At 52.6% G+C, this 24,927-nt stretch carries 21 protein-coding genes; 8 read left to right on the top strand and 13 right to left on the bottom strand.

From position 1 onward, the window contains the following. The first annotated feature begins 6 nt into the window (after positions 1-6). A complete protein-coding gene (locus VMT62_09235; protein ID HVN96599.1) occupies positions 7-480 on the top strand; it encodes a pyridoxamine 5'-phosphate oxidase family protein in 474 nt (157 codons plus the stop codon). A 6-nt stretch (positions 481-486) separates the two neighbouring features. Here the strand turns inward: VMT62_09235 and moeB are convergent, their stop codons facing one another. Beyond that, complete coding sequence (moeB, locus tag VMT62_09230; GenBank protein HVN96598.1) at positions 487-1,554, bottom strand: molybdopterin-synthase adenylyltransferase MoeB; 1,068 nt, start codon at positions 1,552-1,554, stop codon at positions 487-489. Positions 1,555-1,785: 231 nt separating this feature from the next. Between moeB and VMT62_09225 the strand changes: the two genes are divergently transcribed. The 5 genes from VMT62_09225 (at position 1,786) to VMT62_09205 (ending at position 7,489) form a co-directional block, all read left to right on the top strand. Then, a complete protein-coding gene (locus tag VMT62_09225) occupies positions 1,786-3,588 on the top strand; it encodes a PAS domain S-box protein (GenBank protein HVN96597.1) in 1,803 nt (600 codons plus the stop codon). 336 nt (positions 3,589-3,924) lie between these two features. After that, positions 3,925-4,344 (top strand): hypothetical protein, encoded by a 420-nt coding sequence (locus VMT62_09220; protein ID HVN96596.1) that lies wholly within the window; start codon positions 3,925-3,927, stop codon positions 4,342-4,344. A gap of 268 nt (positions 4,345-4,612) precedes the next feature. Next, positions 4,613-5,692: a hypothetical protein gene (locus VMT62_09215; GenBank protein HVN96595.1), complete on the top strand. Its 1,080-nt coding sequence runs from the start codon at positions 4,613-4,615 to the stop codon at positions 5,690-5,692. Between the two features lie 220 nt (positions 5,693-5,912). Beyond that, positions 5,913-6,746, top strand: coding sequence for an ATP-binding cassette domain-containing protein (locus VMT62_09210; protein HVN96594.1), 834 nt, complete (start codon positions 5,913-5,915; stop codon positions 6,744-6,746). Continuing rightward, positions 6,743-7,489, top strand: a complete 747-nt coding sequence (locus VMT62_09205) for an ABC transporter permease (GenBank protein ID HVN96593.1) — start codon at positions 6,743-6,745, stop codon at positions 7,487-7,489. Before VMT62_09210 ends, VMT62_09205 begins: the two co-directional genes overlap by 4 nt. Positions 7,490-7,511: 22 nt before the next feature. Here the strand turns inward: VMT62_09205 and VMT62_09200 are convergent, their stop codons facing one another. From VMT62_09200 to VMT62_09165, 8 genes are all read right to left on the bottom strand, one after another. After that, on the bottom strand, positions 7,512-8,117 hold the full coding sequence (locus VMT62_09200) for a DedA family protein (protein ID HVN96592.1): 606 nt from the start codon (positions 8,115-8,117) through the stop codon (positions 7,512-7,514). A 53-nt stretch (positions 8,118-8,170) separates the two neighbouring features. Further along, positions 8,171-9,751, bottom strand: coding sequence for a hypothetical protein (locus VMT62_09195; protein HVN96591.1), 1,581 nt, complete (start codon positions 9,749-9,751; stop codon positions 8,171-8,173). 48 nt (positions 9,752-9,799) lie between these two features. After that, the gene (locus VMT62_09190) at positions 9,800-11,236 is read right to left on the bottom strand and encodes a Do family serine endopeptidase (protein ID HVN96590.1); all 1,437 of its coding nucleotides are present in this window, start codon (positions 11,234-11,236) and stop codon (positions 9,800-9,802) included. Positions 11,237-11,370: 134 nt separating this feature from the next. Beyond that, positions 11,371-11,784: a TraR/DksA C4-type zinc finger protein gene (locus VMT62_09185; protein HVN96589.1), complete on the bottom strand. Its 414-nt coding sequence runs from the start codon at positions 11,782-11,784 to the stop codon at positions 11,371-11,373. A gap of 129 nt (positions 11,785-11,913) precedes the next feature. Further along, on the bottom strand, positions 11,914-13,944 hold the full coding sequence (locus VMT62_09180) for a sulfatase-like hydrolase/transferase (protein HVN96588.1): 2,031 nt from the start codon (positions 13,942-13,944) through the stop codon (positions 11,914-11,916). Between the two features lie 71 nt (positions 13,945-14,015). Further along, positions 14,016-14,591, bottom strand: a complete 576-nt coding sequence (locus VMT62_09175) for a flavodoxin family protein (GenBank protein HVN96587.1) — start codon at positions 14,589-14,591, stop codon at positions 14,016-14,018. Positions 14,592-14,794: 203 nt separating this feature from the next. Further along, positions 14,795-14,995 (bottom strand): cold-shock protein, encoded by a 201-nt coding sequence (locus VMT62_09170; GenBank protein HVN96586.1) that lies wholly within the window; start codon positions 14,993-14,995, stop codon positions 14,795-14,797. 206 nt (positions 14,996-15,201) lie between these two features. Then, positions 15,202-15,696 carry a hypothetical protein gene (locus VMT62_09165; protein ID HVN96585.1) on the bottom strand — a complete coding sequence of 165 codons (495 nt, stop codon included), beginning with the start codon at positions 15,694-15,696 and terminating at the stop codon, positions 15,202-15,204. Positions 15,697-15,911: 215 nt separating this feature from the next. Here VMT62_09165 and VMT62_09160 point away from each other — a divergent pair, with 215 nt between their 5' ends. Both VMT62_09160 and VMT62_09155 read left to right on the top strand, forming a co-directional pair. Beyond that, positions 15,912-16,976, top strand: coding sequence for an HlyD family secretion protein (locus VMT62_09160; protein HVN96584.1), 1,065 nt, complete (start codon positions 15,912-15,914; stop codon positions 16,974-16,976). Between the two features lie 5 nt (positions 16,977-16,981). Further along, the gene (locus tag VMT62_09155) at positions 16,982-18,541 is read left to right on the top strand and encodes a DHA2 family efflux MFS transporter permease subunit (GenBank protein HVN96583.1); all 1,560 of its coding nucleotides are present in this window, start codon (positions 16,982-16,984) and stop codon (positions 18,539-18,541) included. 40 nt (positions 18,542-18,581) lie between these two features. Here VMT62_09155 and VMT62_09150 read toward each other — a convergent pair whose 3' ends face one another. Genes VMT62_09150 through VMT62_09135 form a run of 4 tightly spaced genes read right to left on the bottom strand, consistent with a single transcriptional unit; the run spans position 18,582 to position 24,300 of the window. Further along, positions 18,582-18,812: a hypothetical protein gene (locus tag VMT62_09150; protein ID HVN96582.1), complete on the bottom strand. Its 231-nt coding sequence runs from the start codon at positions 18,810-18,812 to the stop codon at positions 18,582-18,584. A gap of 27 nt (positions 18,813-18,839) precedes the next feature. Next, complete coding sequence (locus tag VMT62_09145; GenBank protein HVN96581.1) at positions 18,840-21,902, bottom strand: CusA/CzcA family heavy metal efflux RND transporter; 3,063 nt, start codon at positions 21,900-21,902, stop codon at positions 18,840-18,842. Then, entirely contained in the window at positions 21,899-22,978 is a 1,080-nt protein-coding gene (locus VMT62_09140) for an efflux RND transporter periplasmic adaptor subunit (protein HVN96580.1), read from the bottom strand. The genes VMT62_09145 and VMT62_09140 overlap by 4 nt, the downstream gene beginning before the upstream one ends. After that, positions 22,975-24,300 (bottom strand): TolC family protein, encoded by a 1,326-nt coding sequence (locus VMT62_09135; protein HVN96579.1) that lies wholly within the window; start codon positions 24,298-24,300, stop codon positions 22,975-22,977. The genes VMT62_09140 and VMT62_09135 overlap by 4 nt, the downstream gene beginning before the upstream one ends. Positions 24,301-24,927: the final 627 nt, after the last annotated feature.

Raw genomic sequence — 24,927 nt, 5'->3', positions numbered from 1 at the left:
GAACTGATGCGAGTGGCAAGAAAGGAGATCAAAGACAAGAACATATTAATCAGGCTACTGTCAGAGGCCTATGTGGGACGACTCGCCACGAACCGACACGACGGCTATCCCGTGATAAAGCCCCTCAATTTCCTTTATGACGAAGGGAAGATCTACATACACTCCGCGCAAGAAGGAGAGAAGATAGAAGACATCAAGCAAGATAACCGGGTTTGCTTCGAGGTGGACTTTCCTATCTCGTATGTAAAGACGAGCGGTAGCCCCTGCAAGGCCGCGTACCGATATCGCAGCGTCATCATGAAAGGGAGGGCTTTTATCCTGGAAGACAGGCAGGAAAAGATCCGTGCGCTTAAAGGCCTTATGGAGAAATACCAGCCCGAGGGCGGCTACGGGAAAATCCCCGATGAGAAGCTCGATCTCACGGCGGTTGTCAGGATAGACGTAGAGGAGATGACGGGTAAAGAGGATGTTGGCCGTTGAACTCTATTAATCGCTGCACACGCCCTGGTAGTCGCCTGTCAGGTCTCTGATCGTTGGCTTACCCCCACAGAGAGGACAGACCGGGTTTCTTTCCACCGTAAAAGTCCTGAAATCAGCCTCCATTAAATCGTAGATCAGGAAACGACCGGTGAGAGATCTGCCTTTTTTCAAGATCAGCTTGATGACTTCAGCGGCCTGAACCAGGCCGATCTGCCCGGGAACGACCCCGAGCACGCCCACTTCGCTTCATGACGGCGCAGTCTCCGGCGCCGGAATCTCAGGCATCATACAGCGCAGGCACGGTCCGCCTGCCTTTGGGAAAAAGACGCTCGCCTGTCCTTCAAATCTTATAGCGCCTCCGAAGACGAATGGTTTTCCCGCAAAGAAGGCCGCGTCGTTGGCGAGAAACTTGGTGCCAAAATTATCCGATCCGTCCACAACGATATCGTAGGGGGCGATAATTTCCAAAGCTCGATCCGCTGTGAACCGTTCCTGATAGGCGATGACCGATATATCGGGGTTTATCCGGTGGATCGTCCGTCTGGCTGACGCGGTCTTCGGTTGTCCCACATCCTTCGTGTCGTAAAGTATCTGCCTGTGCAGATTGGAAAGATCGACCCTGTCAAAGTCGACGATTCCCAGGGTTCCTACCCCCGCGGCGGCGAGATAGAAAGCGACGGGGCTCCCCAATCCGCCGGCGCCCACCACGAGCACCCGTGAGCGGAGCAACCTTAACTGGCCCTGTTCGCCGATTTCAGGCATTAAGAGTTGTCGGCTATAGCGCTTGATCTGATCGGTTGTCATCACGCCCTTTGTTTTGATATCGAAGCCCGCTTCAACCCAGGCGTTGAATCCTCCGGCCATGGACCGCACATCTTGATAGCCCATCCCTTTCAGCGCTGTGGCGGCGCGAAGGGAACGTGCCCCGGAGGCGCAATACAGTATGAGAGGCGCATTCTTATCGGGCAAAACGTGTTGCACGGTTTCTCGTAACGCGCTGTTCGGGATGGATACAGATGTGTCAATGAAGCCGACAGCAAGCTCTTCATGCTCCCGAATGTCAACAAGATGCACGCCGGCCGTCTTCTCCTTAAGAAGCGATCGAACGCCGTGAATCGATATTTCAAGAGGATCTTCCGTGTTCCCGTTCAACAATTTGTGGCCCCCACGGATAGCTCATAAGATGCTACGATAGAACATATCATATTGGGCATACCCCCCACAAGGACTAAGCCCGACCGCTTTCTTTGCTGTTGACACCTGCAGGGGCTCTTTGATAGCATTAGAAGGATTCAGGACGCCCCCATGGAACGCACGCGCAAAAAGCAAAAGACCCCGCCGCAACGTAAGGCTCGCCCCCGAAAAATAACCCCTGCACAGAAGATTGCGAGCGCTCAGTCCAAAGACCGCCTGCAGATGGAGGATATCCTGCAAAAGAACAGTATTCTCTACAGACTGGTTATAGAGAACATGTACGACAGCCTCTTTGTCCTGGATACCGAAGGTCGTTTCATGTTTGTAAACCACGTGCTGCTCGAGCGGGCCGGTTATCCGAGAGAATGGTTCATGGGGAGAAGCTGTCTTGACATGGTGCAAAAACAGGACAGACGGGCGGTGCAAGAGGGCCTCAATGCAGTAGTGCGAGGGGAGGCGGTACCGGCCTTCGAACTTTACTATAACACGGCGTCGGGTCCCAGATGGACCGAGATCAATGCCACACCCCTGATATACGACGGCACCTTGATGGGCATCCTCGTGCTTTCCCGCGACATCAATGACCGCAAGAAGATCGAGGAGGAATTGAAGCTCTATCGGGACAATCTTGAGGAACTTGTGAAGACCCGTACCAAAGAGCTGTCCGGAGCGAACGAGCGACTGCAACTCGAAATCAACGAACATAAGAAGACTGAGGAGGCGCTGAAGCATTCCGAAATCTATTACCGGACAATCTTCCAGAATACCGGAACTGCTATGATAATCATGGAAGAGGATACCACCATATCCCTGTCAAACAGAGAATCGATCAGATTCGTCGGGTACCCGCCCGAGGCCCTGGAAGGCAAAAGAAAGGCCATCGAATTTGCAGCCAAGAACGACTTGCAAAGGATCCAGGAATATCAGCAAATACGCGCACTCGATCCGGACAAGGCCCCGGGAAGCTATGAGTTGAAGATCGTTGACAGGTATGGAAAGGCGAGAGACGTCTTTATTAATATCGCACGTATCCCCGGCACCAGGAAGAATATTGCATCATTCACCGATATAACGGAACGTAAAAAGGCAGAGGCGGCGCTCATGGCCTCAGAGGAAAAATACCGCCATATTTTTGAGAAGGCAAGAGAGGGCATTTTTCAGACGACCGTTGAGGGCGATATCTTAAGTGCTAACCCTGCCTTCGCTGCACTGTTTGGATACAAGTCCGCTCAAGATATGAAGAGGCGGGTAAAGGATGTAACGTATGAGATTTACGCTGACCCTGCCCAACGGACCGAACTCGTAGGCCGGCTTGCAAAATTCGGACAGGTGCATGATTTTGAACTTCACTGCCGCAATCGTGATGGAAATACGATGTGGGTCAGCATGAACGCGCGGATGGTAAGGAGCTCAGACGGCAAGGATTTGTTTTACGAGGGTACAGTCGTCGATATTACGGAACGGAAAAAGATGCAGGAAGAGATCGAAAACAAGTCGAGAAGCCTTGAGGAGACAAATGCCGCCCTGCGCGTTCTCTTACAACATCGTGAAAAGGACAACAGCGAGCTTGAGGGGAAGATCTTTCACAATATCAAGGAACTTGTCCTGCCTTACGTTGACAGGCTCAAAGCGGGTCGCCCTCAGGACAGGGCCATTGTGGACATTATCGAATCAAACCTCAACAATATACTCTCGCCGTTTATCAGGAGCATGGCTTCACGGTATGAGAATTTTACGCCCAAAGAGATCCAGATAGCGGATCTCATGAAGAAAGGCAAGACGACCAAAGAAATATCGCAGATATTAAACCTTTCCCCCAGAACCATCGATATTCATCGCTACAACATCAGACGAAAGCTCAATATAGCGAATAAAAAGATAAATCTCCAGTCCTATTTATTATCTCTATCATAGTAAATACCTAATTTGCCTAAGTACTAAGTGCGCACCAAACCGGTATACACGGCCTTATCGTTTCCCCGTATACTTACCCCATGATGATTTTGCTATCACAGAGACATGAGGCGGCTGGAGGGGATGCGTGAACATCGGTAAAGGGCGCGTAAAAGGTCCGAACAGGTGTGTCGAGCGGAGAAAAACGGGGGGTCGCAAGACGCCGGGCAGGCTGATGGTGTTATGTCGTCCGTCTGTCCGGTTCATGATTCTCATACCCCCCACTTTTGCAAGTAGCTCAAAGATCCCGCGGAACAAAGAGAGCGTATCCCCATCAAGCTATACGCATCGGATGTGATGAAAAAAGGCGATAAGGGAAACCAAAGAGCCAGGACCAGGGTCTCGCGTGCACTACCGGACGGGCGCAGGAAGAATTCCTGGGAGAAAAAGGGGATCACACTCACCTGTCTCATGGCCATGATGGTTCTGGCCGCGGGTTGTGACGTACATGCGCGTGCAGGGAGGCTGCCTGAGATCACGCCCCTCGAGACATCCTTGCAGCCGGGTGTGTCCACCGGAGAAGATGTGCTGAAAGTTCTCGGGGAGCCTTTCGGTAAGGGCAAGGAAAAGCTCCCCTTAGGGCTTAAGGTGAGAACGCTCTGGTCTTACTATTATGATGAGGATACTATTACCGACGACAGAAGAAAGTTTCTATTCGTTTTTCTGGACGAAGACATCTATGACGGATACATGTGGTTTTCAAGCCTCAAGAAATAGCGGGTCCGTGGAGGTACTGATCGCCTGCGCGTCGCGACAGGCGTGAGACATTCATGACAGCAGGTCCATTTGTTAAGAGCACAATACAGCGATAACGCGTAAGGCAGGCCCTGTGAGGCATGCCCTCCCATATTTGCGCGGTTCCCTTTACAAGTTGTGATTCGAGCCTTAGGTTTATCGGGTATTGAGGCGCAGCCGCTCGACCATTTTGAGCATTTAATTGGAATAGTGCGACAGGGGGAAATTATCCGGTAAGGAGGTAGATATCATGAAAATATCCTTTCGAAGAAAGGGGGCGATCATTATCGGCCTTTTATTCGTATTTACGCCGCCAGTGCTTCATGCCCAATCGGGGCCGCCGCCGGTAGGGGCACAAACGGTGCGTGAGGGCGATTTTGCCGTGGCGCTCACGTCCGCCCTCGGTCTCGGAACGACCGACGATGAAGTGGAAGCCGAGACACGGCTCGGTCAAATCGGCATAGCCCCCCGGAACGGATGGATTGCCGATTACCCTGTTACGCCCGATGTTATGGGTGAATTGCAGAATGCGGTGAGCGATGCGGCCCTGGGTGGAAGATTGTCCGTGAACAGGGATGAAGCCTTAAGAAGACTCAATGACGTGGACACCCAGATGGGTCTGGCGATTTCTCCGTATACCGGATCGGGACAACCCCAAATAGCCGGCGCGGAAAATTACCCGGATCCCGCTGCAATCAACAACTACTATTATGATGAGGGACCGCCCGTGATCACGTACTATGCGCCTCCGCCTGATTTTTATTACCTGTATGCCTGGATACCCTTTCCATTCTGGTGCGGTGGTTTCTGGTTTCCCGGATATTTTATCCTCCACGACTTTCACAGGACCATTTTCTTTCATCACAGGGCCGTTTTCTTATCAAACCATTTCAATGATATCACAGCCCACAGGGTGTTCAGAATCGATCCTATGGGCAGATATAACGGACGAACGTTTGCCGGTGTGGGCGCGCCGCGTTCGGGGAATTTTATCTCCACAGGGGTCCCCGGCGCCGCAACCAGGGTGTTTCATGCGCCCCACGAACGCATGGCGGTGCCGAACGCAAGGACGGTCACCCCGCCCTTTCGCAGGGGGGGTTCATTGAACACACCTTCGCCCGCCGAGAGGATGGCATCCCCGGCGCCGCGGACAGCCAACCCGTCTTTGCGCGGGGGCTCAATGGGAGGGGCTGCCCCGCGTGCAAACGCAAGGCCTGTTTCTCGTGGAGCACCGTCCCCGTCTATGCGGTCCGGGTCACAGACCGGCGGCGCTTCACGCGGCGGTTCGGGTGCACAGGCGCCCTCTCACGGCGGCGGCGGACGCCGCTAGGTTGACTTTCGATAGCCTGCGGTCTTAATCTCGACAAGGCTTGATGCGCCTCGCGGTCAGGGTGCCGCCTCCCATGCGCCGCCTCTGTGTTTACTCCTTGACAAGCTGACGTGCAATCTTTCATACTCTTGGCTTAAGGGCATCGGCGCGGGAGGTTCCCGGTGAACGCCATGCAAACGAGGGCAGAGAGTGCGGGACAGTTCATGACTTGCAGAGACATATGTTGAAAGAGGCTGTAGTAAAACCCGATGAAGAATATATTATCTCCGTCAACGATCTCACCAAAAGATTCGACGGATTTGTTGCCGTCGATCATATCACCTTCTTCGTAAAAGCGGGCGAGATATTCGCATTCCTGGGCCCCAACGGGGCGGGTAAATCCACGACAATCAAGATTCTCACCACGCTCCTTAGTCCCACGACGGGCAAACTCTCGATGAATGGCTACGATCCGGTTACTTCGCCGCATAAGGTGCGGCAGACTTTCGGCATCGTATTTCAGGACCCGAGCCTCGACGAGGAACTCACTGCCTATGAAAACATGGAATACCACGGCATACTGTACAACGTGCCCAGAGAGACGAGGGTAGAAAGGATCGAAGAACTGCTCACCATCGTGGAGTTATGGAGCCGGAGGAACGATTTCGTCAAGAACTTCTCAGGAGGGATGAAAAGAAGGCTGGAGATCGCCCGAGGCCTCCTCCATCACCCGAGTATCCTGTTCCTCGATGAGCCGACCCTGGGCCTTGACCCCCAGACCAGGAATCTTATCTGGAACTACATCAAGGAGCTCAATGCCCGGGAAGGCGTAACGGTCTTCTTTACCACTCATTATATGGAAGAGGCGGAACGTGTGGCCCGTCGCATAGCGATCATCGATCACGGAAAGATCATGGTTCAGGGAACTCCTGACGAACTCAAAGACAAGACAAACACCTCAAGCCTTGAGGATGCCTTCATTGCGCTCACGGGTCGTGACATCCGGACAGAGGAGCCGGATAGCCTCGAGCGTTTGAGGACACGGCGGAGATTCTTCAGGGGGCGCGGCCGGTGAGGGCGATCTACGTACTCTGGTTGAGGCAGTTAAAGCGGTATTCCCGCTCAAAAGCAAGGATCATAGGTTCCCTGGGCCAGCCACTTCTCTTTCTTGTTGCCCTCGGCTTTGGCTTCGGGCCCATTTACACAAAAGCGGGCGGCGGCAACTACGTACAGTTCTTGGCGCCGGGTATTATTGCGATGAGCATCCTCTTTACGGCAACCTTCTCCGGAATTGAAGTGCTCTGGGACAGACAGTTCGGTTTTCTCAAAGAGATTCTCGTGGCGCCGGTTTCGAGGACCAGGATAATGGTCGGTAGAACTTTGGGGGGAGCCACCGTAGCCGTGCTTCAGGGTATCATTGTGTTTTTCCTGTCGCTCCTTATCGGGTTTCGCCCTGCGAGCATGACCCTTTTGCCCCTTGCGCTCGTCTACATGAGCCTCATTGCGGTCATGTTTTGCGCCCTCGGAACGGCCATAGCCTGTTTCATCGAGGACATGCAGGGGTTTCAACTGATCATCAACTTTCTCATCATGCCCACGTTCTTTCTGTCCGGCGCCCTCTTTCCCATGGAAAGCCTGCCCCGGGCGGTGGGTTTTATAGCGGCAGTCAATCCACTCGCTTACGGCGTGGACGCCTTGCGAGGGATCCTGATACACGGCGCCCACCTGGGGCTCATCACCGATTTTATCGTGCTCGCTCTTGTCGCCTCGGCACTCATGGCCCTGGGAAGTTTCTTCTTCTCAAGAATTCAGGTGTGAGGGAGCTCCTGTTTTTTCAAGTCTATGGCGGTTGTTGCCGCGAGGTGTGTCGACGGAACAGGCGGAGCGCAAGCGCTATCGATGCGATGACAAGGGCGATAACAAGAACAGATTCGACCTTTACGAAAACCCGGTGAAGCTCTCTCATCCTGTGGCCTAACGCATAGACGGCTCCGGCCCAGCATCCTACCCACAGGAATCCGCCGAAGGTGTTGTACACCTGAAAACGCACGGGACCCATGCGGGCCACACCGGCCACGATGCCGTTTAACTGCCGGAACACGTCAAAAAAGCGGGCAAAGAGGAGCACCTTGCCGCCATGCTTCACAAAAAAAAGCTCGGTGCCGGAAAGGCGACCTTCCGTAACCCCGAGGTATCGGCCCCATCGGAGGATGATGGGTCGTCCACCATAATAACCGAGACAATAACCGACAGTGTTTCCTGCGATGGTTGAACAGAGCGCGGTGACGATCACAAGGCTCAAGGACAATTCCCCTTTTACGGCAAGAATTGTCGCCACGATGAGGGTTGTTTCACCCGGCGTAGGAATACCGAACCCCGCAGGGAGAACGGCGGCAACAATAGCCCAGTATCCGTAATGCTCGAAATAGGGTTTTAGTGTGGTCATGACATCAATCATATAGTCGGATAACTTCCGTCAGCGGCAGATAAGAGTCTTTTTCACCGGGTCGGCAAACAGGCCTTGAAGAAGTTGGCTACGTCAACTTTGAGCTTTGTGAGAGAAGAGCCGTGAGTGTACATCTGGTGCCCCGCGTCATAGAATGCCATGGTGACACGTGTCTGAAGGGCGGGATCCGAGCCCAGGTGGTTCACCGTGAACATGGCGCCGAAATAGGACGTATCCAGGTCGTAGTAACCGCTCCCCACAAAGACCCTCAAGGAGTCGTTTTTCTTCATGGCTCGCGCCAATACATCGGCAACGTTCACATATCCCTCTGCCGCCGACCCCCAGTTCCATGATTCATTGACCTTGGTAGACAGAAACTCATAGGTCGCGTCGTTCTCATACTTGAGTTCGTTGCGGGCGTACTGATTGTAGGCCGCAACGAGCGGCCCCGCCACGTCAAAGACGCTCGGATCGTCCATGAAGCGCCTGAATTCGTAAGGTCCCGTAATCCGGGCATCGAGGGTACCGATTCTCTGATGCTCGTCGCGGAGCAACTCCGCTACGAATCCATCGCGCCCGATACGCAGGTCCGCATTCCTCACATACGTCTTTGAGAGACCCGTGAAGAGCGAAAGCTTGTCGACGATCTTCTCGCGCTCCGGGACGGTAAGCTCCGCGCCTTTTGCCAGTGCGGTCAGATATTCGGTGAGAGCAAACTCCTCAACCTCCTTCCTGGTTTTTGCAAGATTCTCCTGGAGGGGAGGGGAGAGCCTCCTGTGGTACCAGGCCGCGTTCGTGTAAGCGGGCAGATAGAGCGCGTAGGGAAGGTCGTTCTTAGCCGAAAAAGTGATCGTCTGGAAATCGAGAGCCGACGAGATCAGAATGATCCCGTTGAGATACATGCCGAGCGTATCCTGAAGAAAACCGGACAAACCCGCGGCCCGTGTCGTCCCATAGCTTTCCCCGGCCAGAAATTTGGGGGAGAGCCAGCGGTCGTACCTTGTGCAGTAGAGCCTTATGAATTCGCCGATCGATTCAATATCACCCTTTACCGTGTAGAATTGTTTTGGGTCCACGCCGTGAGCGGGCCGGCTATATCCTGTTCCCACAGGGTCAATAAAGACGAGGTCCGTGAAATCGAGCCATGTCTCGCGATTCGCCACCAGGCGGTACGGGGGAAGTGCGACCCTCATCTCGTGGTCAATAGGGACCCTCTTCGGACCCAGCGCCCCGATGTGCAGCCAGAGGGATGCCGCGCCCGGGCCGCCGTTGAACACGAATGTGACCGGCCTAAGTGATTCTTCATCCCCATTGTTCTTTGTGTAGGCGGTGAAGAAGATGTACGCCTCTGTTTTGCCGGAAGACTCTTTAAGGGGCATATAACCGGCCGTAGCCTCGTATTTCAGAGTCGTGCCGTCAATTTCGAGGCTGTGACGGGTAACTGAAAGTTTTGTGTCGAAAGACGCCTCGGCGGGTGCTTTGGAAGGCTTGCTATCGGACGAGACTACGGTTCTGTCCTGCGCCTCCTCAGCGGCTCTGGCACCCTGAGGGGCACCCGTGTACAGAATGCCCGTCAGCGCCGCTAGAATAACCGCAATGCGACAGTATGTTCCCGCTACGGCATACTTGGCCACGGTTTCAAAACCCCCTGTCGCGCGTTGCCTCATAGGGTGCGCAGCGCGTTACTTGATCGTTACGGCCACATAGCCTGAGTTGCCCGTATTATGGTCGATGGCGAGAAAGGTGGCCTGACGTTTGGGCTCAAGAGTATTTATCATCCCCACAAAACTCTCCATGCCTGCTACTGCCTGCCCGTTTACTTCCACTATGATGTCGTCTTTCTCGAAGCCCGATTCGCCAAGAGGCCCCTTGGGATCAACACGGGTAACGGCGACCCCCTGACCAGCACTCAAGCTGTATTTGTCCTGCTCGCTTGCGGTTGTGGGTCGGAAACCTGCCCCGAGTTTTGATTCAACAGATGTGAGCAAGGTCTTGGTGGCGTCATCGAGGTTGCCTATTTTCACCGAAAGAACGTACGGCTTGTGGTCTCTCAACACGGTCAGATTGACCGTACTGCCGATAGGGGTAACTGCCACTTGATTGCGCAGTTCGCTCGAGTTGGCAACCTCCTTGTTGTCGAATACGGTTATTACATCGCCTTTCTTTAATCCTGCCCTTGCCGCCGGACTATCTTTCATAACATCTTCCACATGAGCGCCCTTGGGCACACTCATGCCGAATGATTGTGCCTGTTCATAGGTTATATCCCCCACGGAAACTCCGAGCCATCCCCGTTCCACCTTACCGTGGGCAATCAACGTCCTGCCGATATGCACGGCGATATTACTGGGGATCGCAAAACCGATCCCTTCGAAGCCGCCCGAAGAAGAGGCTATTGCGGAGTTCACCCCGATTACCTCCCCTTGCAGATTGAGAAGCGGACCACCGCTATTACCCGGGTTGATGGCTGCGTCGGTCTGGAGAAAATCCTGATAACTGGTCGGGTCAGTGATACCCGTTCGGTGCTTAGCGCTTATGATTCCCTGCGTTACGGTCTGATCAAGCCCGCGGGGCGCGCCGATCGCCACTACCCATTGACCTACTTCCATCTTGTCCGAATTTCCGAACTTCACGAAGGGAAGCCTTTCTTTTGTATCGATGCTTATCACTGCGAGATCCGTTTTAGGGTCGCCGCCTATAAGCCTCGCTGTATATCTTTGACCCGTCGAAAGCTGGACCTCGATCTTTGTGGCCCCGCCCGCCACATGATAATTGGTAAGGATATGGCCCTGCGCATCCATGATCATGCCGGTGCCAAGTCCCTTTACCTCCTGTTTGAACTTCTTCGGCATCTTGGGCCCGCCAAAGAAATACCGGTAGAACGGGTCGTTTTCAAAAGGTAGAAGCGGATTTGCAACCTCTCTACGTTCGGTTACCTCTACATGTACCACCGCAGGAATAGCTTCTTTAGCTACACGCACGAAAGCTGTTGTGAGGTCCTCTGCCGTGGCAGCGGCACACGTGCCGGCTGCGTAGAAAACGAGGAGCACAACAAGCGTAACGGTGAGAGCGGCTATATGAATTCGTTTGATCCAACAAATCTCTAAATTGCTCTGCATATCTCCTCCTCAAGGCCCTTAAGCTTATAGTTAAAAATAACACTGAGGACACTTCTTTTGCAACCCTTGCCCGTGCCATGACGTGGTAACGCTCATTCGGGTCCGTAGAGGAACCTCACGAGGTACTTTTTTGCCTATCTGGGTGCACGTTTCTCTACAGAAGGGATCGTGGCCTTAAAGCGTCCTGCGCCGACGGTGGCCGCCGGATTCGACCAGGTCCTTGCATGTTGACTGCAGAGTGATGTCCAGGGGATTGCCTTAAGACGGCCGATGGAAATCCTTCTGCCGCAGATTTCGCACAGGCCGTATTCGCCGAGCTCAATCCTGGACAGTGCCAGGTCTATGGCCTCGATCTCTTCTTTCTCGCGCTCGTCGAGCGCTGCCAGCACGTCTTCCATGGACTCTTTCTGGGCGGTCTCCTCGAACTCCGAGTCGGGCTCCATCAATTCCTTACGACCCTCTTCAGCCTTTCTGTGCGCTTGAAAGACCCTGTTCTTCCTTTCGACCAGTTGTTTCTCAATCTGTTCCAATTGCTCTGACCTTTTCATACCCACCTCCCGTGCGGTCGGTTAATGAGTAAAATATCGTCATCATGACAGGGCGATGCAACGGATTGCCACGATCTGTTTTTGGAGAGGAACAAAAGAGACGTTTCGGGTGGGAATGAGGCCTGAGGGCTATCGTCCGGGCCAGGCGCTGCCGCCGTAATGCCAGTCGAGCTTCCTGTAGGAGGTGAGAAAACCGCCCTGTGCTGCGAACGAGCCATCGGCATAGGCGCCCGCCTCGTTCACCGCGTAACGGAGCATATCAAGGCTGAAGGCGATATTCTGTTTGCCTCGCTCAGCCACAAGGTCGATAAGTTGGCTCTGCAGATTGGTAAAAGGCGCGCGGGGCCGCTCCGGGAACAAGGCTCTTAGGTCCTGCTCCGTCATCGTCTGCACCGAAGATGGAACGGACCTTACTTCCCCTGGTTTTGCCCTGACGAATTCCTTGAGCGCTCCGCGGCGCTTCGGAGCTTCAACGCCGCAAAGATTTAAGACCGACAGGATCGGGTCTTCCCAGAGCGCACCTTCTTCCTTCATATCGAGCAGAGTTCTCGCCTGCGCCAGGATATAAGTCCTCATGACGGTGCTGTCGTCCTTGAAGACTGCGGCGGCCTGTCCCAGAAGGATGAAATCGAGGGCGTTTTCGCGCGGGGTAGAATGCTTTGAAGACGAACGGGTCAAAGCCGCCTTGAGGATTTTGAGCCCGGCCTCGTAGTATAGCGGTTTATGCGTTATCTCCGAGAAATGCCCTAAGAGAACCGCGAGCTGTAATGCGCGGTTTCGTTCTGACGGCTCGATTTGTCCTTCGGCTGCGCGATCGGCAACCACCCGGGCCAGCGTGAGGTAGAATTGACGGGCCTCGGCAGGCAATGCAACGATCACCCTTGCGAGCGTGATCTGTTCATCCACGGTGCCGGACGCATTGTGGCTGTCAATCCATCTTTGTACGAATTCAAAATACCGTTGATCTTTTGTCTCTCTGTAGGCTCGAATCATACCGGTAAGTGTGAGTTCCCCCTCCTGATTCGCATAAATGGACTCGGGTTTTACCGCTGCGAGCACAAAGTCGGCGGCAGCCTTTATCAGGTCTCGATCTGCGAGTTTTTCCACCCTTATGGCCTTGAAAGCTGCCTCCGTTCTCGCTTCTTTTTTATTGAGCTTTAAATACTTGATCATGGACTCACTCAACACCTTGCCTGTCGACAGAGGGGTCTCGATCCCGAGAAGCTCGGCGGCAGTCGGCGCCACGTCTATCTGCAAGGCTTCTTTATCGATCACCACACCTTTCTTGATATCCGGGCCGATAACAAGGAGCATCACATGCTCACACCCGTCGCAGTGATCGCCATGATTCTGGAAATCATATGTATGGCGGCCATGATCGTTGGTGAAGAAGACCGTCGTTGAATCACGGTAGTGAGGATCGGTCTGGATAGCGTTCCAAAGCCTCCACATTTGCTCATCGCAATTTTTGATCGCTGCGTAATAATTTCCGATGTCCGGTGAAACGTGGGCAACGTGGTCCGTGTACCCGAAATTGATGAGCACGACATCAGGCTGATCTTTTTTCATGACCTCGATTACCTTGTTCAAGACGGCAACATTTCCCTCGGGCGTATCTTCGGAGAGCGGATTATCTCTTCCACCTCCGTTTACATGCTGAGGGGCGAATCGACTTCCGTAAGCCGGATGAGAACTGTAAGGTTCAAAGGCGTAGCGACCTTTTCCAAAGATGGACCAGCACTTGGTGGCGGGCGCACCCTTCTCGTCCCGGTAATACTCAAAGAGCGTAGGGCGCGTGACGCGCGAACCTCCGTTCGGCGCTGCCTGCCAGGTGCCGGAGATGAGCGTGCTATGCCCGGGGCGGGTAATGGTGACGCCTCTGTTATAGAAGTTTGTGAAGAGAACACCTTCCGGCTTGAGATCATTGTAGAGGTGCGGGATCAATGTATGGGTTGGGTCGCCGAAGGTCTCCGAGTACCGAACCCCATCCATGACAACGATAAATATGTGTTTTGTCTTATAGCCTGAGACGCTGCCCGCCAAAGGGACCTGGCCTGTGTCGCTCGCGTGTACCGGCGCGACATAGCTTCCGATAAGCAAAAGCGCGCAGAGGATGCATCGACGAACGCCGCTGCCTATCAGCGAATACTTATTTCCCATTACCGCCTCTTTGCTGCAGTATCCCTGCCTTCACCCGGATGACACAATGAAAACTTGGGTACCGCCTTTTGCTATGGGTGAAGTTGTTTTAAAAGCCAGGCCATGTTCCTGCCGAGTACTTGCATGGTCTCGATGCCTTCTCGGTCGCTCTCCACTTCCCCGACATTTCTCCCGATGCCCGTGTTCCAGTAATTGGCTCCCACGATAATCATCTGCGTGATAAGAAAGAAATGGTTCATCGAGTCAAAAGCATGAATAGCACCGGCCCTGCGCACGGCAACAACCGCTGCGCCGATTTTGTGCTTGAGAAAATCTCCTCCCGTTCTCGATACCATGCCCGCTCTCTCGATAAAACCTTTAATGCCTGCCGTGAGATCGGAAAAGTAGACCGGCGACCCGAGAATGACGGCGTCTGCGGCCCGCATCTTGTCTATCCATTCGTTGACCGGATCGTCCTTAACGGCGCACGTACCGTCTTTCAGCTCAGCGCACTTATAACAGGCAATGCACCCCGAAACCTTCTTACCGGCAAACTGGATGAGCTCGGTATCGATGCCTTCCTGAGCAAGTTCATGAAGTGCATGATTAATCAATATGGCCGTGTTGCCGTCTTTTCTGGCGCTTCCGTTAAAGGCCATGACTTTCATAGCATACCCTCCTCACAAATCATTATTGCGCATGCGATCGGATTCGTCGAATACGGGAGAGAAAGCCCTCTCCTATCCAAAAGAATTTTGTACCAATAATGGCGGGCAAGGTCAAGCACGAATACATTGGCGTGTGGATAAAGAGCGTCGAGGTTGATTGGAAAGAGAAAGCAGGTCCGATGAGTCGAACCTGCTTTGCGAAATTAGCCTTTCTTTACGTTTGCGGCTGCAAGGCCTTTCGGGCCCTTTACCACGTCAAAGGTCACGATCTCGCCTTCGGACAGGGATTTGAAGCCGCTGTCCTGGATGGCGGAATAGTGCACGAAGACATCGCCGTTGTCATCGCTCGTGATGAAACCGAAGCCTTTGGATTCGTTGAACCATTTCACAGATCCTTTTGCCATGTGGACATACCTCCTTTTTAGAATGTGGAAGAATACGGAACTGTGTTACGAAGAGACTACAAAAGAAAAACTCATGTGGTTGCAACGAACAGATACTTCCGAAACTCCAGCAATAGTATTGCACAGGACTCAAGCAAACGCAACGATTATTTTAGAGATTCGCGAGTTGTCTCGCGGCGGCATACCGGAAACGCACGCAATCGTGCTCATTTTGACCTGGTTTTGGCCTTTATGCTGATGGGCGTCCCAGGGGTTGCGGGAATGGATTCGCCATCACACCGTAAAGTCCCGTCGTCCGGGAAATACGTAATCAGGTGGTAGCCGGACGAAAAGGTTCCGGTAATCTCAAGGCTCTTACCTTCACTTGTCTGAAGGACGATAGCATGAACTCCCGGCTTGAGCGTGATCGAATCTGTTGATCCCGACCACGTGTCTTCTTTGGTACGTTGAGGTGAATCGGGCGGCAATGTGGTAACCAGGCTTCCGTCAATGTAAAGCTCCCCGTTGGATTTAACGAGTGTTTGCGTGAAGTGACCGGCGGATTGTCCGTCGATAGCCATTTCCGCATCGGAGAACTCTTCTCCTTCAACAGAGATGGTAATTTTTACGGGCTCTTCTTTTGATCTGCAGCCTGCCGCAAACAGGAATGCGGCACATGTGACCATTGCGCATATGAATATGAAAGCTTTTCTTTTTTCCATACCTTGCCCGGAAGTTCGCCTGGGAGACGCCGCTTGCTTTGAAAATAGCTGCGTAACCCGATATCTTTTTCCCCGAGACGCATAGTATAGTGTATTCACCATTGTTTGGCAATCTTTTGGTAGTCTCCCATATGGACGCGAGCAATCTCTTCCGGAAGGTCAACAACATGGCTTGACAGATGCTGACGTGCGCAGTAGAATGAGTCGTGTTGTTAATGCGCAAATGGTCCTTCAGAGTATTGATCATCCTGGCTATCTTGGCAGCGTTGGTTTATTCGATAGCGCGGTTTGTCCACTCCCTATCCCACGAGACCACCGACGACGCTTATACGGCAGGGGTCATTGTTCCCATAGCCGCCGAGGTTAAGGGCAGGGTAGTGAACGTCTACGTGGATGACAACAAGCAGGTGACCGCCGGCATGCTGCTCCTTGAAATCTTCCCGGAAGATTATATGAGTACCCTCACAGAAAAGAAAGAGACGGTCTCGCGGTTTGAGGCAGAAGAGCGTGAGTTGCGGGCGCTCATCGCCGAGAAGAAGAGATCCTTGACGCAGGCTGAGGCCAATGTGGAGGCAAATCGCGCCGATGAAACTCTGGCGGCAAAAGAATTGAAGCGCTACGAAAACCTCCGTAAGGAAGACGTGGTATCGGCGAGCCAGTATGATAATGCCGAGGGACGTTTTAAGGTGGCGCGGGCCAGACGGGACGCCTCAGAGGCTGCCCTTGCAGAGACCGGGGCCGCGCTGGAAACCGCACAGGCGCGTCTTACCACGCAGGGTTTCAAAATCAAAGAGGCAGAGGCTTCGTTGGATAGAGCCCAATTGGATCTGAAACGGACTTTTGTCAGGGCCCCTGTATCGGGCACCATCGCCAAGAAAAACGTCGATGCCGGGAAGTACGTACAACCGGGACAACCCCTTCTCTCCATTGTGGAAGGAGAAACCTGGATAATCGCCAATTTCAAAGAGACGCAGATTAAGAAGATGGCCATAGGGCAGCCTGTGGAGGTGAAGGTTGACGCGTATCCGGGGATCACGTTCAAGGGACACGTGGATAGTCTACAGCCGGGTACCGGTTCCGTCTTCAGCTTGCTGCCGCCGGAGAACGCCACGGGCAACTTTGTCAAAGTGGTGCAGCGAGTCCCCGTTAAGATTGTCATGGAATCGAAGAGCGACAACGCTCATCCTTTATGGCCGGGTCTCTCTGTTATTCCCACGGTGGACGTGAGCCGAGCCACCGGCCCCAAGCTGTCTTCTTCACTTAGCCAGCCCGCCAGATAGTATGCATGGATCACACCCGTAAACCCAATAAATGGCTCGTTACCATTACGGTCATGATCGGGACCACCATGGCCACGCTCGATGCCAACATCGTGAATGTGGCCCTGCCGAGCATGCGCGGAACGCTCGGCGCCTCCGTGGAAGAGATCGCCTGGGTCGCCACGGGCTATATCCTCTCAAGCGTCATTATCATGCCGATCATTGCGTTTATGAGCTCCCGTTTTGGTCGAAAACGGTTCTGTATCTTCTCTGTACTGCTTTTCACCTCAGCTTCGATGCTGTGCGGGATCGCCTGGAGCCTGCCATCAGTCATTGCCTTCCGTATCCTCCAGGGCTTAGGCGGCGGCACCCTCATACCCGTTTCGCAGGCGATTCTCCGGGAAACATTTCCTCCCGATGAACAGGGCATCGCCACGGGCATCTTCGGCATAGGGTCGATCATGGGCCCGGCTTTAGGGCCAACGCTTGGCGGATGGATTACGGATAACTATTCGTGGCCGTGGATTTTCTACATCAATGTACCTATCGGGATTATCAACATTATCATGATGATGCAGTTTATTGAAGACCCTCCCTATCTCGTGCGGGAAAAAGGTAAGCCTGATTGGGCGGGCCTTTTGTTTATGGCTGTGGGCCTGGGAGCGCTCCAGATAGTGCTCGAGAGAGGCAACGAAAAGGACTGGCTTGCCTCGGGTTTCATCAGATATCTGGCTATGGCCGCCTGTGTAGGTCTTGCGCTGTTCATCTGGCGGGAATTGACCGCGGACAAACCGGCGGTGAACCTGAAGATCCTGCGGGACACCAACTTCACTTCCGCCACGGCTCTGAATGGTATCCTCGGCATGGGTCTTTTTGGGGGCGTATTCGTCCTTCCCCTTTTTCTCCAGCAGATTTTGCACTATCCTGCCTTCAACTCCGGGCTCGCGCTCGTGCCAAGGAGCCTTGCCATGGCAATTTGCATGCCGGTTGCAGGCAGGCTCTATAACAGGGCCGGGCCAAAGCTTCTCGTGGCAACGGGCCTTTTCGTGAATGCCCTTTCCTTCTATGAGTTCTCGCGCCTTTCCCTGGATGCGGGCTACTGGGACATCTTTGTACCGCAGTTTGCCCAGGGGGTAGGGTTTTCCTTTATTTTCGTCTCCCTGGCAACGGCAGGCATGTCCACTATCCAAAAACCCCTCATGACGGCGGCGGTGGGGCTCTTCACGGTCGTGCGGCATGTATCCGGAAGCGTTGGTATTGCCCTTGCGGCTACAGCTCTCACGCGGGGAGAGACCTTAAATAGGGCCCTGCTCATGGGGCACGTTACGCCATTTACAGATACCGCATCACGGTCTCTTGATGCCCTTTCTTCTCACCTTCTTTCAAGGGGGTTGGATCCTTTTACAGCGGACAAAGGGGCGTTAGCGCTTATGGAGAGTATGGTGGAGAGGCAGGCGGGCATGCTTGCCTATAACCAGGTCTATCTCTATATTGCCGTCGTATTCTTTATTGCCATACCACTCGTTCTGTTTGTTACCGACACGCACAGGGACAGACGGGAAGAGGTCATGCCCGATACAGATTGATAATGTCGCGGATTACCCGCAGGAACGTGACGGCGGCTTACTACACCACGATGACCCTGTCCGGGTCGGGCAGTTGCAAGACGAAATCCTTGACCTCGTTGAACTCGGGGTCCTGCAAGTCCACGCCTTTTTCCAGGCGCACGTAGTTCTGACCACCAGGCTTCTGTGTGGGAAATGTAAAACCGAAATCGATGTGGTCTTCCTCGATGCGGATATAGGTGAGCGTATCGAGATTGATTACGTAGCGTTTAACCCTGATGAACTGAGCCATTTTAACCCCCTCCTAATGTAATAATGTTTATTCGCTCATTCGCACGAATCTAAAAAGCAAAGGCACAACAAGTAAGATCATGCTTGTTCCGATCAGCATACCGCCTACGACCACGATCGCCAGTGGTTTTTGTATTTGGCTGCCTACGCCGCGAGACAGGGCGGCGGGGAGAAGCCCCAACGATGCGGTGAGGCCGACCATAAGGACGGACCTGAATTTCTCCCTTACAGTTTCGATGATGGCCTCGTGATGGTTTTTCTTTTCCTTATATGATTCCATATAATGGCCGATGAGGATACACGTTTTGAACGTTGATATACCGATTATCGAAATGAAGCCAACGATTGCCGATATGCTCAGGGATTGGCCGGTAACAAGGAGGCTGATGATGCCGCCGAACACGGCGCAGAGCGGGGCGACCGCGGTGATGACCACATTTCTCATATTCCCGTGAAATACGTAAAGCAATATAAAAATCAGAAAAATGGCGAGAGGTATTGACAGGTAGAATCTCCTGAACGCCTCTTTCATGGCATCGAATATGCCGCTCCATTCTATGAAATACCCTTCAGGCATCTTTGCTTTCATGGCCTCTTTCTGCGCCCTCTCCACCGTACCCCCCAAATCGTTGGAAGCTACACCGAACTTTACCGGTATGAAGCGCCTGTGGTTTTCTCTGAAGATGGTTGACGCGCCGGTTTCAAACCGTATTTTAGCCACCCTGGAAAGGGGGACCACCCCTCCGCCGGGGAGCACTATGGGGATATTTCCTATCTTCTCCGGTTCACTCCTGTAGTCAAAGGGAAAGCTCACAAGAAGGTCAAAGTTTTTGTCGCCCTCCACGATCTGACTTGCAACCTTACCGCCCAGGGCTGCGGACACCATGTCCAGCACCTCCGTTACACTCAGACCCACACCCGCTGCCCCCTCTCTGTCGACCTCTATCAAAAGATTTGGCTGGCCGAGCTCTTTATAGACCCCCACGTCCTTAATGCCCGCAACGTTTTCAATTCTACTCTTCACGTCTTTTGCGGCCTCATCCAAAGCCTGAAGGTCGTCGCCGAAAATCTTCGCTACATTCTCGCCGCCTTTGACCCCCGAATTCTCCTCTTCGAGATTGTCCTCCATGTACTGGGAAAGGTTTATGTTGGCATTGGGCAGCAATTTTGTGAGTTTTTCTCTCACTTCGTTTTCCAGCTCCTCCTTGGTTATCGATCTCTTCCAACTTTTATACGGATGGAGATTCATATAGTATTCGCTGTTGAAGGGTCCCGTAGCTTCCGTTCCATCCTCGGGCCGTCCGACCCGGACAGCCACCGATTTGGTCTCGGGAAACTCCATGAGAATATCCCGTACCTTTTTGGCCACGTCATGTGTTTTGTTGAGCGCTATGGAGTACGGTAGGGTGATTCTGATGTATACGTTGCCCTCGTCCATGTTGGGGAGAAACTGCGTGCCCAATATCGCGTATCCAATCAGAAAACCGCACAGGATAACCCCGGCCGCGCAGGAAAGCACGGTCTTAGATCTATGCATGAGAAACATGACCATTCGAACATAATAATCGCTCATCCTTTCGACAAACCGAAAACCGGTGCCCTCGTGTCCCTCGATAAAAATGTGAATCGATGCTATCAGGTACGTAAAAGTGAGAAGCAGCGTAAAGAAGAGGGCGTAAGAGTAAGTCTTGGCCATAGGGGCGAATATCTGTTTCTCCGCTCCTTTCATGGTGAATATAGGGATGAAGGCGATAAAAATAATGAAGACGAGAAGGATTATCGGTGCCCCTACTTCTCTGGTCGATTTCACGAGGGACCTCTCCTTCACGGCATGCGCCTGTATAGCACCGGAGGACCCGTGCTTGCGTGCGACACGGATATAATTCTCGGTAAGGACGAGGGCAATATCGGCGATAATTCCGAAATCGATAGCGCCGATGGACAACAGATTTGCCGAATCGCCGGTAAAAGCCATCACGGCAAGCGTGATCGCCAGGGAAATGGGAATGACGAATGCGGTGACCAGGGCCGCACGAACGTTCCCCAGAAAGATGAATAGAGTAAGCGCCACCAAAAGTATACCGAGGGATGCGGATTCCACAACCTTTTTGATGACAGTGGTGATAAGTCCCCATCGCTCATAATAAGGGACGATTTTTATTCCCTTAGGAAGTATCTTATTATTCAACTCTGCGATCTTCGCGTTGATCGCCTTGATGGAAGGTATGCTCTTTTCTCCTCTGCGAAGGATCACGTTACCCATGACCACGTCGTCGTGATAATCGTGTATGATTATCCCGGTCCGCGGAATATTTCCCAGGCTTACCTGTGCGATATTCTTGATGAGCAGCGCTTTTCCATTCTTGTAGCTGACTACATTATTTTCGATATCCTCGATGCTCTTTATGAGCCCGATCCCGCGTACCATATAATACTGGTCCCCTAACTCTATTGTTCTTCCTCCGACGTTCACGTTTGATTTTGAGAGCGAGTCTATGACCTGGGAGAGGGTTATCCCATACTTGATAAGGCGCTCGGGAATTACCTTCACAACGTACGCCTTAATGTACCCGCCATAACTTGCCACATCTTCAACCCCCTGGGCGGTCTTGATATAACGTGCTATGGTCCAGTCCTGCAAGGTCCTAAGCTCCATGAGGTTATTGGAGCCGTATACAGCATACTGCATGACTTCTCCCATGTCGCTCGCTATGATGTTTGGCTGCACGCCATCCGGCAAAGACATGTCGGCGAACCTGTTTATGACTTCCTGCTTTGCCTCGCGATATGGTATGTCATATGAAAACGTACACTTCACATCCGACAGGCCATAGATAGAAACAGAGGCAAGCCTCTGCATGCCCCGAATGCCTGCCAGGCCAACCTCGAGCGGTATGGTGATACGTCTTTCCACCTCTTCGGCGGATTTGCCCTCGTATATAGCTACGATTTCAATGCTCGGTGCAGAAGGATCGGGGAAAGCCTCCACATTGAGGTCCCTTGCGGCGAGAAGGGACACAAGAAAGGCCGTGCCCGTTAGTATCAACAGGAGGAGACCATGCGTTGTTATAAAAACGGTCCACTTTCTCATGGCTTTTCCAACTCAATTGCGCTCAAAACAATTTCATCTCCCTGGCGCAATCCTTCTACGGCCACCACTCTTTCTGGTAGTTCTTTTATGGGCTTGACTTCTTTAAGCTCGTTCTTACCGTCTTTGGTTGGTTGATAGACGTAGAATTTGCCTTCCTTATAAAGCATGGCCGATTGCGGAATGAGGGGAAGCAGTTTTTTTTGGTCTTCTATCTTCAACCGTAAGAACATATTTTGTTTGAATAGATCTTTTCTGTCGAGTATTTTGATGAAGGTCTTAACCGTTTTTGAGTCCGTGTCCGACACGTCGCTTACGTAGGATACAATCCCTCTGAACTTAATGTCGGGATAAGTGTCTACGTTGAAGGTCACATTGCTCCCCTTCTTGATCTTCGGTACGTCCGTGTCATAGATATTGGCCACGATCACTACATTCTTCGGGTCCGCTACCGTCAAAAGGGTAGTGGACTGGTCGACTCTGTCTCCCATGTGGGCCTGAATGTCGGCCACGTAACCGCCGATTGGCGCTCGGACGGTAATCGTGTCCGAGCAATTTGTAGGCCCCGCCGCAGAAACGTTCTCAGGGGCACATCCATAAATGGCCAATTTTCTTTTGAGACCCTCTGTTATTGCACGCATCTGTTCGTAGGCCGCCTCACTGTTCAAAAGATCATTTTTCGTGACGGCGCCGATTTCGAAGAGCTGTTTGTTGAGGGTATAGATGCGCTCGGATTGTTTCAACTGGGCGAGCTGAGAAAGATAGGAGGAATACGTGTCCGTTGCGTCGGGACTCTTAATAATAAGGATAGGGTCCCCTTTTGTGACCCGATCGCCGACCTTAACGATAATCTGACTGACATTGCCGGCTAGATTGCTGATTACCCGCGAGGTTCCCTCGAGGTCCGCCTGCACGCTGCCCGTGGCGTCTATATAGGACTGTATCTCATGAACGGTAACCTTATGAGTCTTGATATCCTGCTTCTGCCTTGACTCCTTGCCCTGTCCGGATTTGCTGCAACTCCATACAGCAAGGGATAGAACAGCAACGAGCAAAAGGAAACCCGCGTATTTTCTCATTTCATCTCTCCTGTGTATACTTTGATAAGCTCTTGATTCAGCGCGGATTGCGTAAAAGCCTGGTGATATTTGATCATGAAATCCTTGTATGTCTTCTGTGCGTCGAGGAGTTCGAGAACGGTTATGCCGCCCAGGGCAAATGCCTGTGCACTTTTATCCGCGAGCCTGTCCATCTCCTCTTTGCCGGTATTGTATGATGCAAAAACCTTTACCGCGGTACGATAGCTGTTAAGCGCCTGACGTATTTCGGAAGAAATCTTTCTTTTTGTCTGTTCTATCTGAAGCTCAACCTGTTTCTTTTCCGCTGTCCGTTTCAGGATGTCGCCCTGTGCCCTTGTGAACAGGGGGATATTGAGACTGATACCGCCGCCAATGCCGGATTTGGAAGGGTTACCGATTGAATCATATTCACCGCCCAAACTCACATCGGGGATTCTCATCGCCTTGGCCAGGGAAAGGTTGTGCTCAGCCGCTTTCAACTGCTGCCGAAGCGTCAACAGATCGAACCGGTTCTCAATGCCGGTCTCTATGAGATCTTCATCGCGCAAGGATGGGAAGGTGCCGTGCACTTCAACCTCATGAAACGTTAACGGGTCATCGCTTGCAAGCAGCAGATTAAAAGAATCCATATCATTATGCAGGTCATTTTCCAGATTGGTGAGATTGTTCTCGAGCTCAATCTTGCCGAGTTTCAGTTTGGTAAAATCTATTTCGGACAAGAACCCTGCGCTGTAGCGCTTGGCTGCAATCTGGAGGAGCCTGTCATATCGGCTCACCTCATCTTTCGCAAAATCGGTGTTGAGCTTATCAAGATTGATCGTATAGTAGAGGGTGTAGAAACTTGTGAGAAGATTTCGGATCACGTCTCTGTGTTGCATCTTGGCGGCTTCGAAAGATTCCGAGGCTGCGCTGGTTCTCAGACCTCTTTTCCCTGCTGTTTCGATCACCTGGTCAACCCGTACCGTCAACTGGGTATTGTCTCCCCGGTTGGTGCCGCCTTGTGAGATTTCAAGGTTGGTGTAATTGACCGACAGATTCGGGTTCGGTATCAGTTTCGCACTGACGTAGTCGGCGTAGGCCTTGTCCACCTCATACCGGTTGACGAGAATATCGTAGTTGCTCCGGTAGAAACGCGCAAGGGCCTGATCGAGAGTTACTTGTTCTGCTCCGGCGGCAGGTGACGGCAGGGCGAGCCATAGGCTCGATGATAACATGAGCAATATCGTGAAAAGAGCCGACGAAAGGGAAAACGGCAGGGAACGCCAGCGTGGCGGCCCTATGGGGACGCCTGCCCTGCCAAAATAAGTTCTTGAGTCTGACACGTGACCTCCTTACATCCGTAAGAGGAAAATCAGTTCCTTAAACCCGTAAGAGAGAAGCGCTGATGTGACAAGCGCGGGCACGCAACTAAAATACCAAGTCGAGTCTGCAGGTGGTTATTAAGAAGATTGTTTAGAGGAAAAGCGGGGGTGCTCGGTTGCCGTGGTCAAAAAATATCACAGACTGGCGAATGTCCTCGGTGTTCGCGTTGGCCACAAAATGGCCAACAAAGGGAAACGAATGAAATGGCCCGGTAGGGCTGGAATTAAGCGCAAACGCCACCGTGCTCTCAACGCAGGTGGGCAGGCGGTTCCTGAAGGAGCCTTTCGCAGCCTCATGCGATTCCACGGTAAGTATGTCCAGCAAGAAGATGACGAGAAAACACAAAATGACAAATCGTAAGCCCCTCATTGCCCTGCCCATAACCGTTTTATACTGTAACACAGGAAAACGCGTTGAGCAAACACAAAATAAGCTCGTCAATTGATTCGATTCCCTTGCGCTTTCTTGATGTGAGGCCTCTGGGCGGTTTTGGGATACCGCGAGCGCCAGCACGAAGAGGTTAAGATACACATGCGCATTGACAAAGGCAAAAAAGGCTGGTATAAGTAACACGAAAAAAGGAGATA

Source organism: Syntrophorhabdaceae bacterium (assembly GCA_035541755.1).
Lineage (GTDB): Bacteria > Desulfobacterota > Syntrophorhabdia > Syntrophorhabdales > Syntrophorhabdaceae > PNOF01.
The sequence above is the reverse complement of the archived record's forward strand: the minus strand, read 5'-3'. Positions and strand labels throughout refer to the sequence as shown.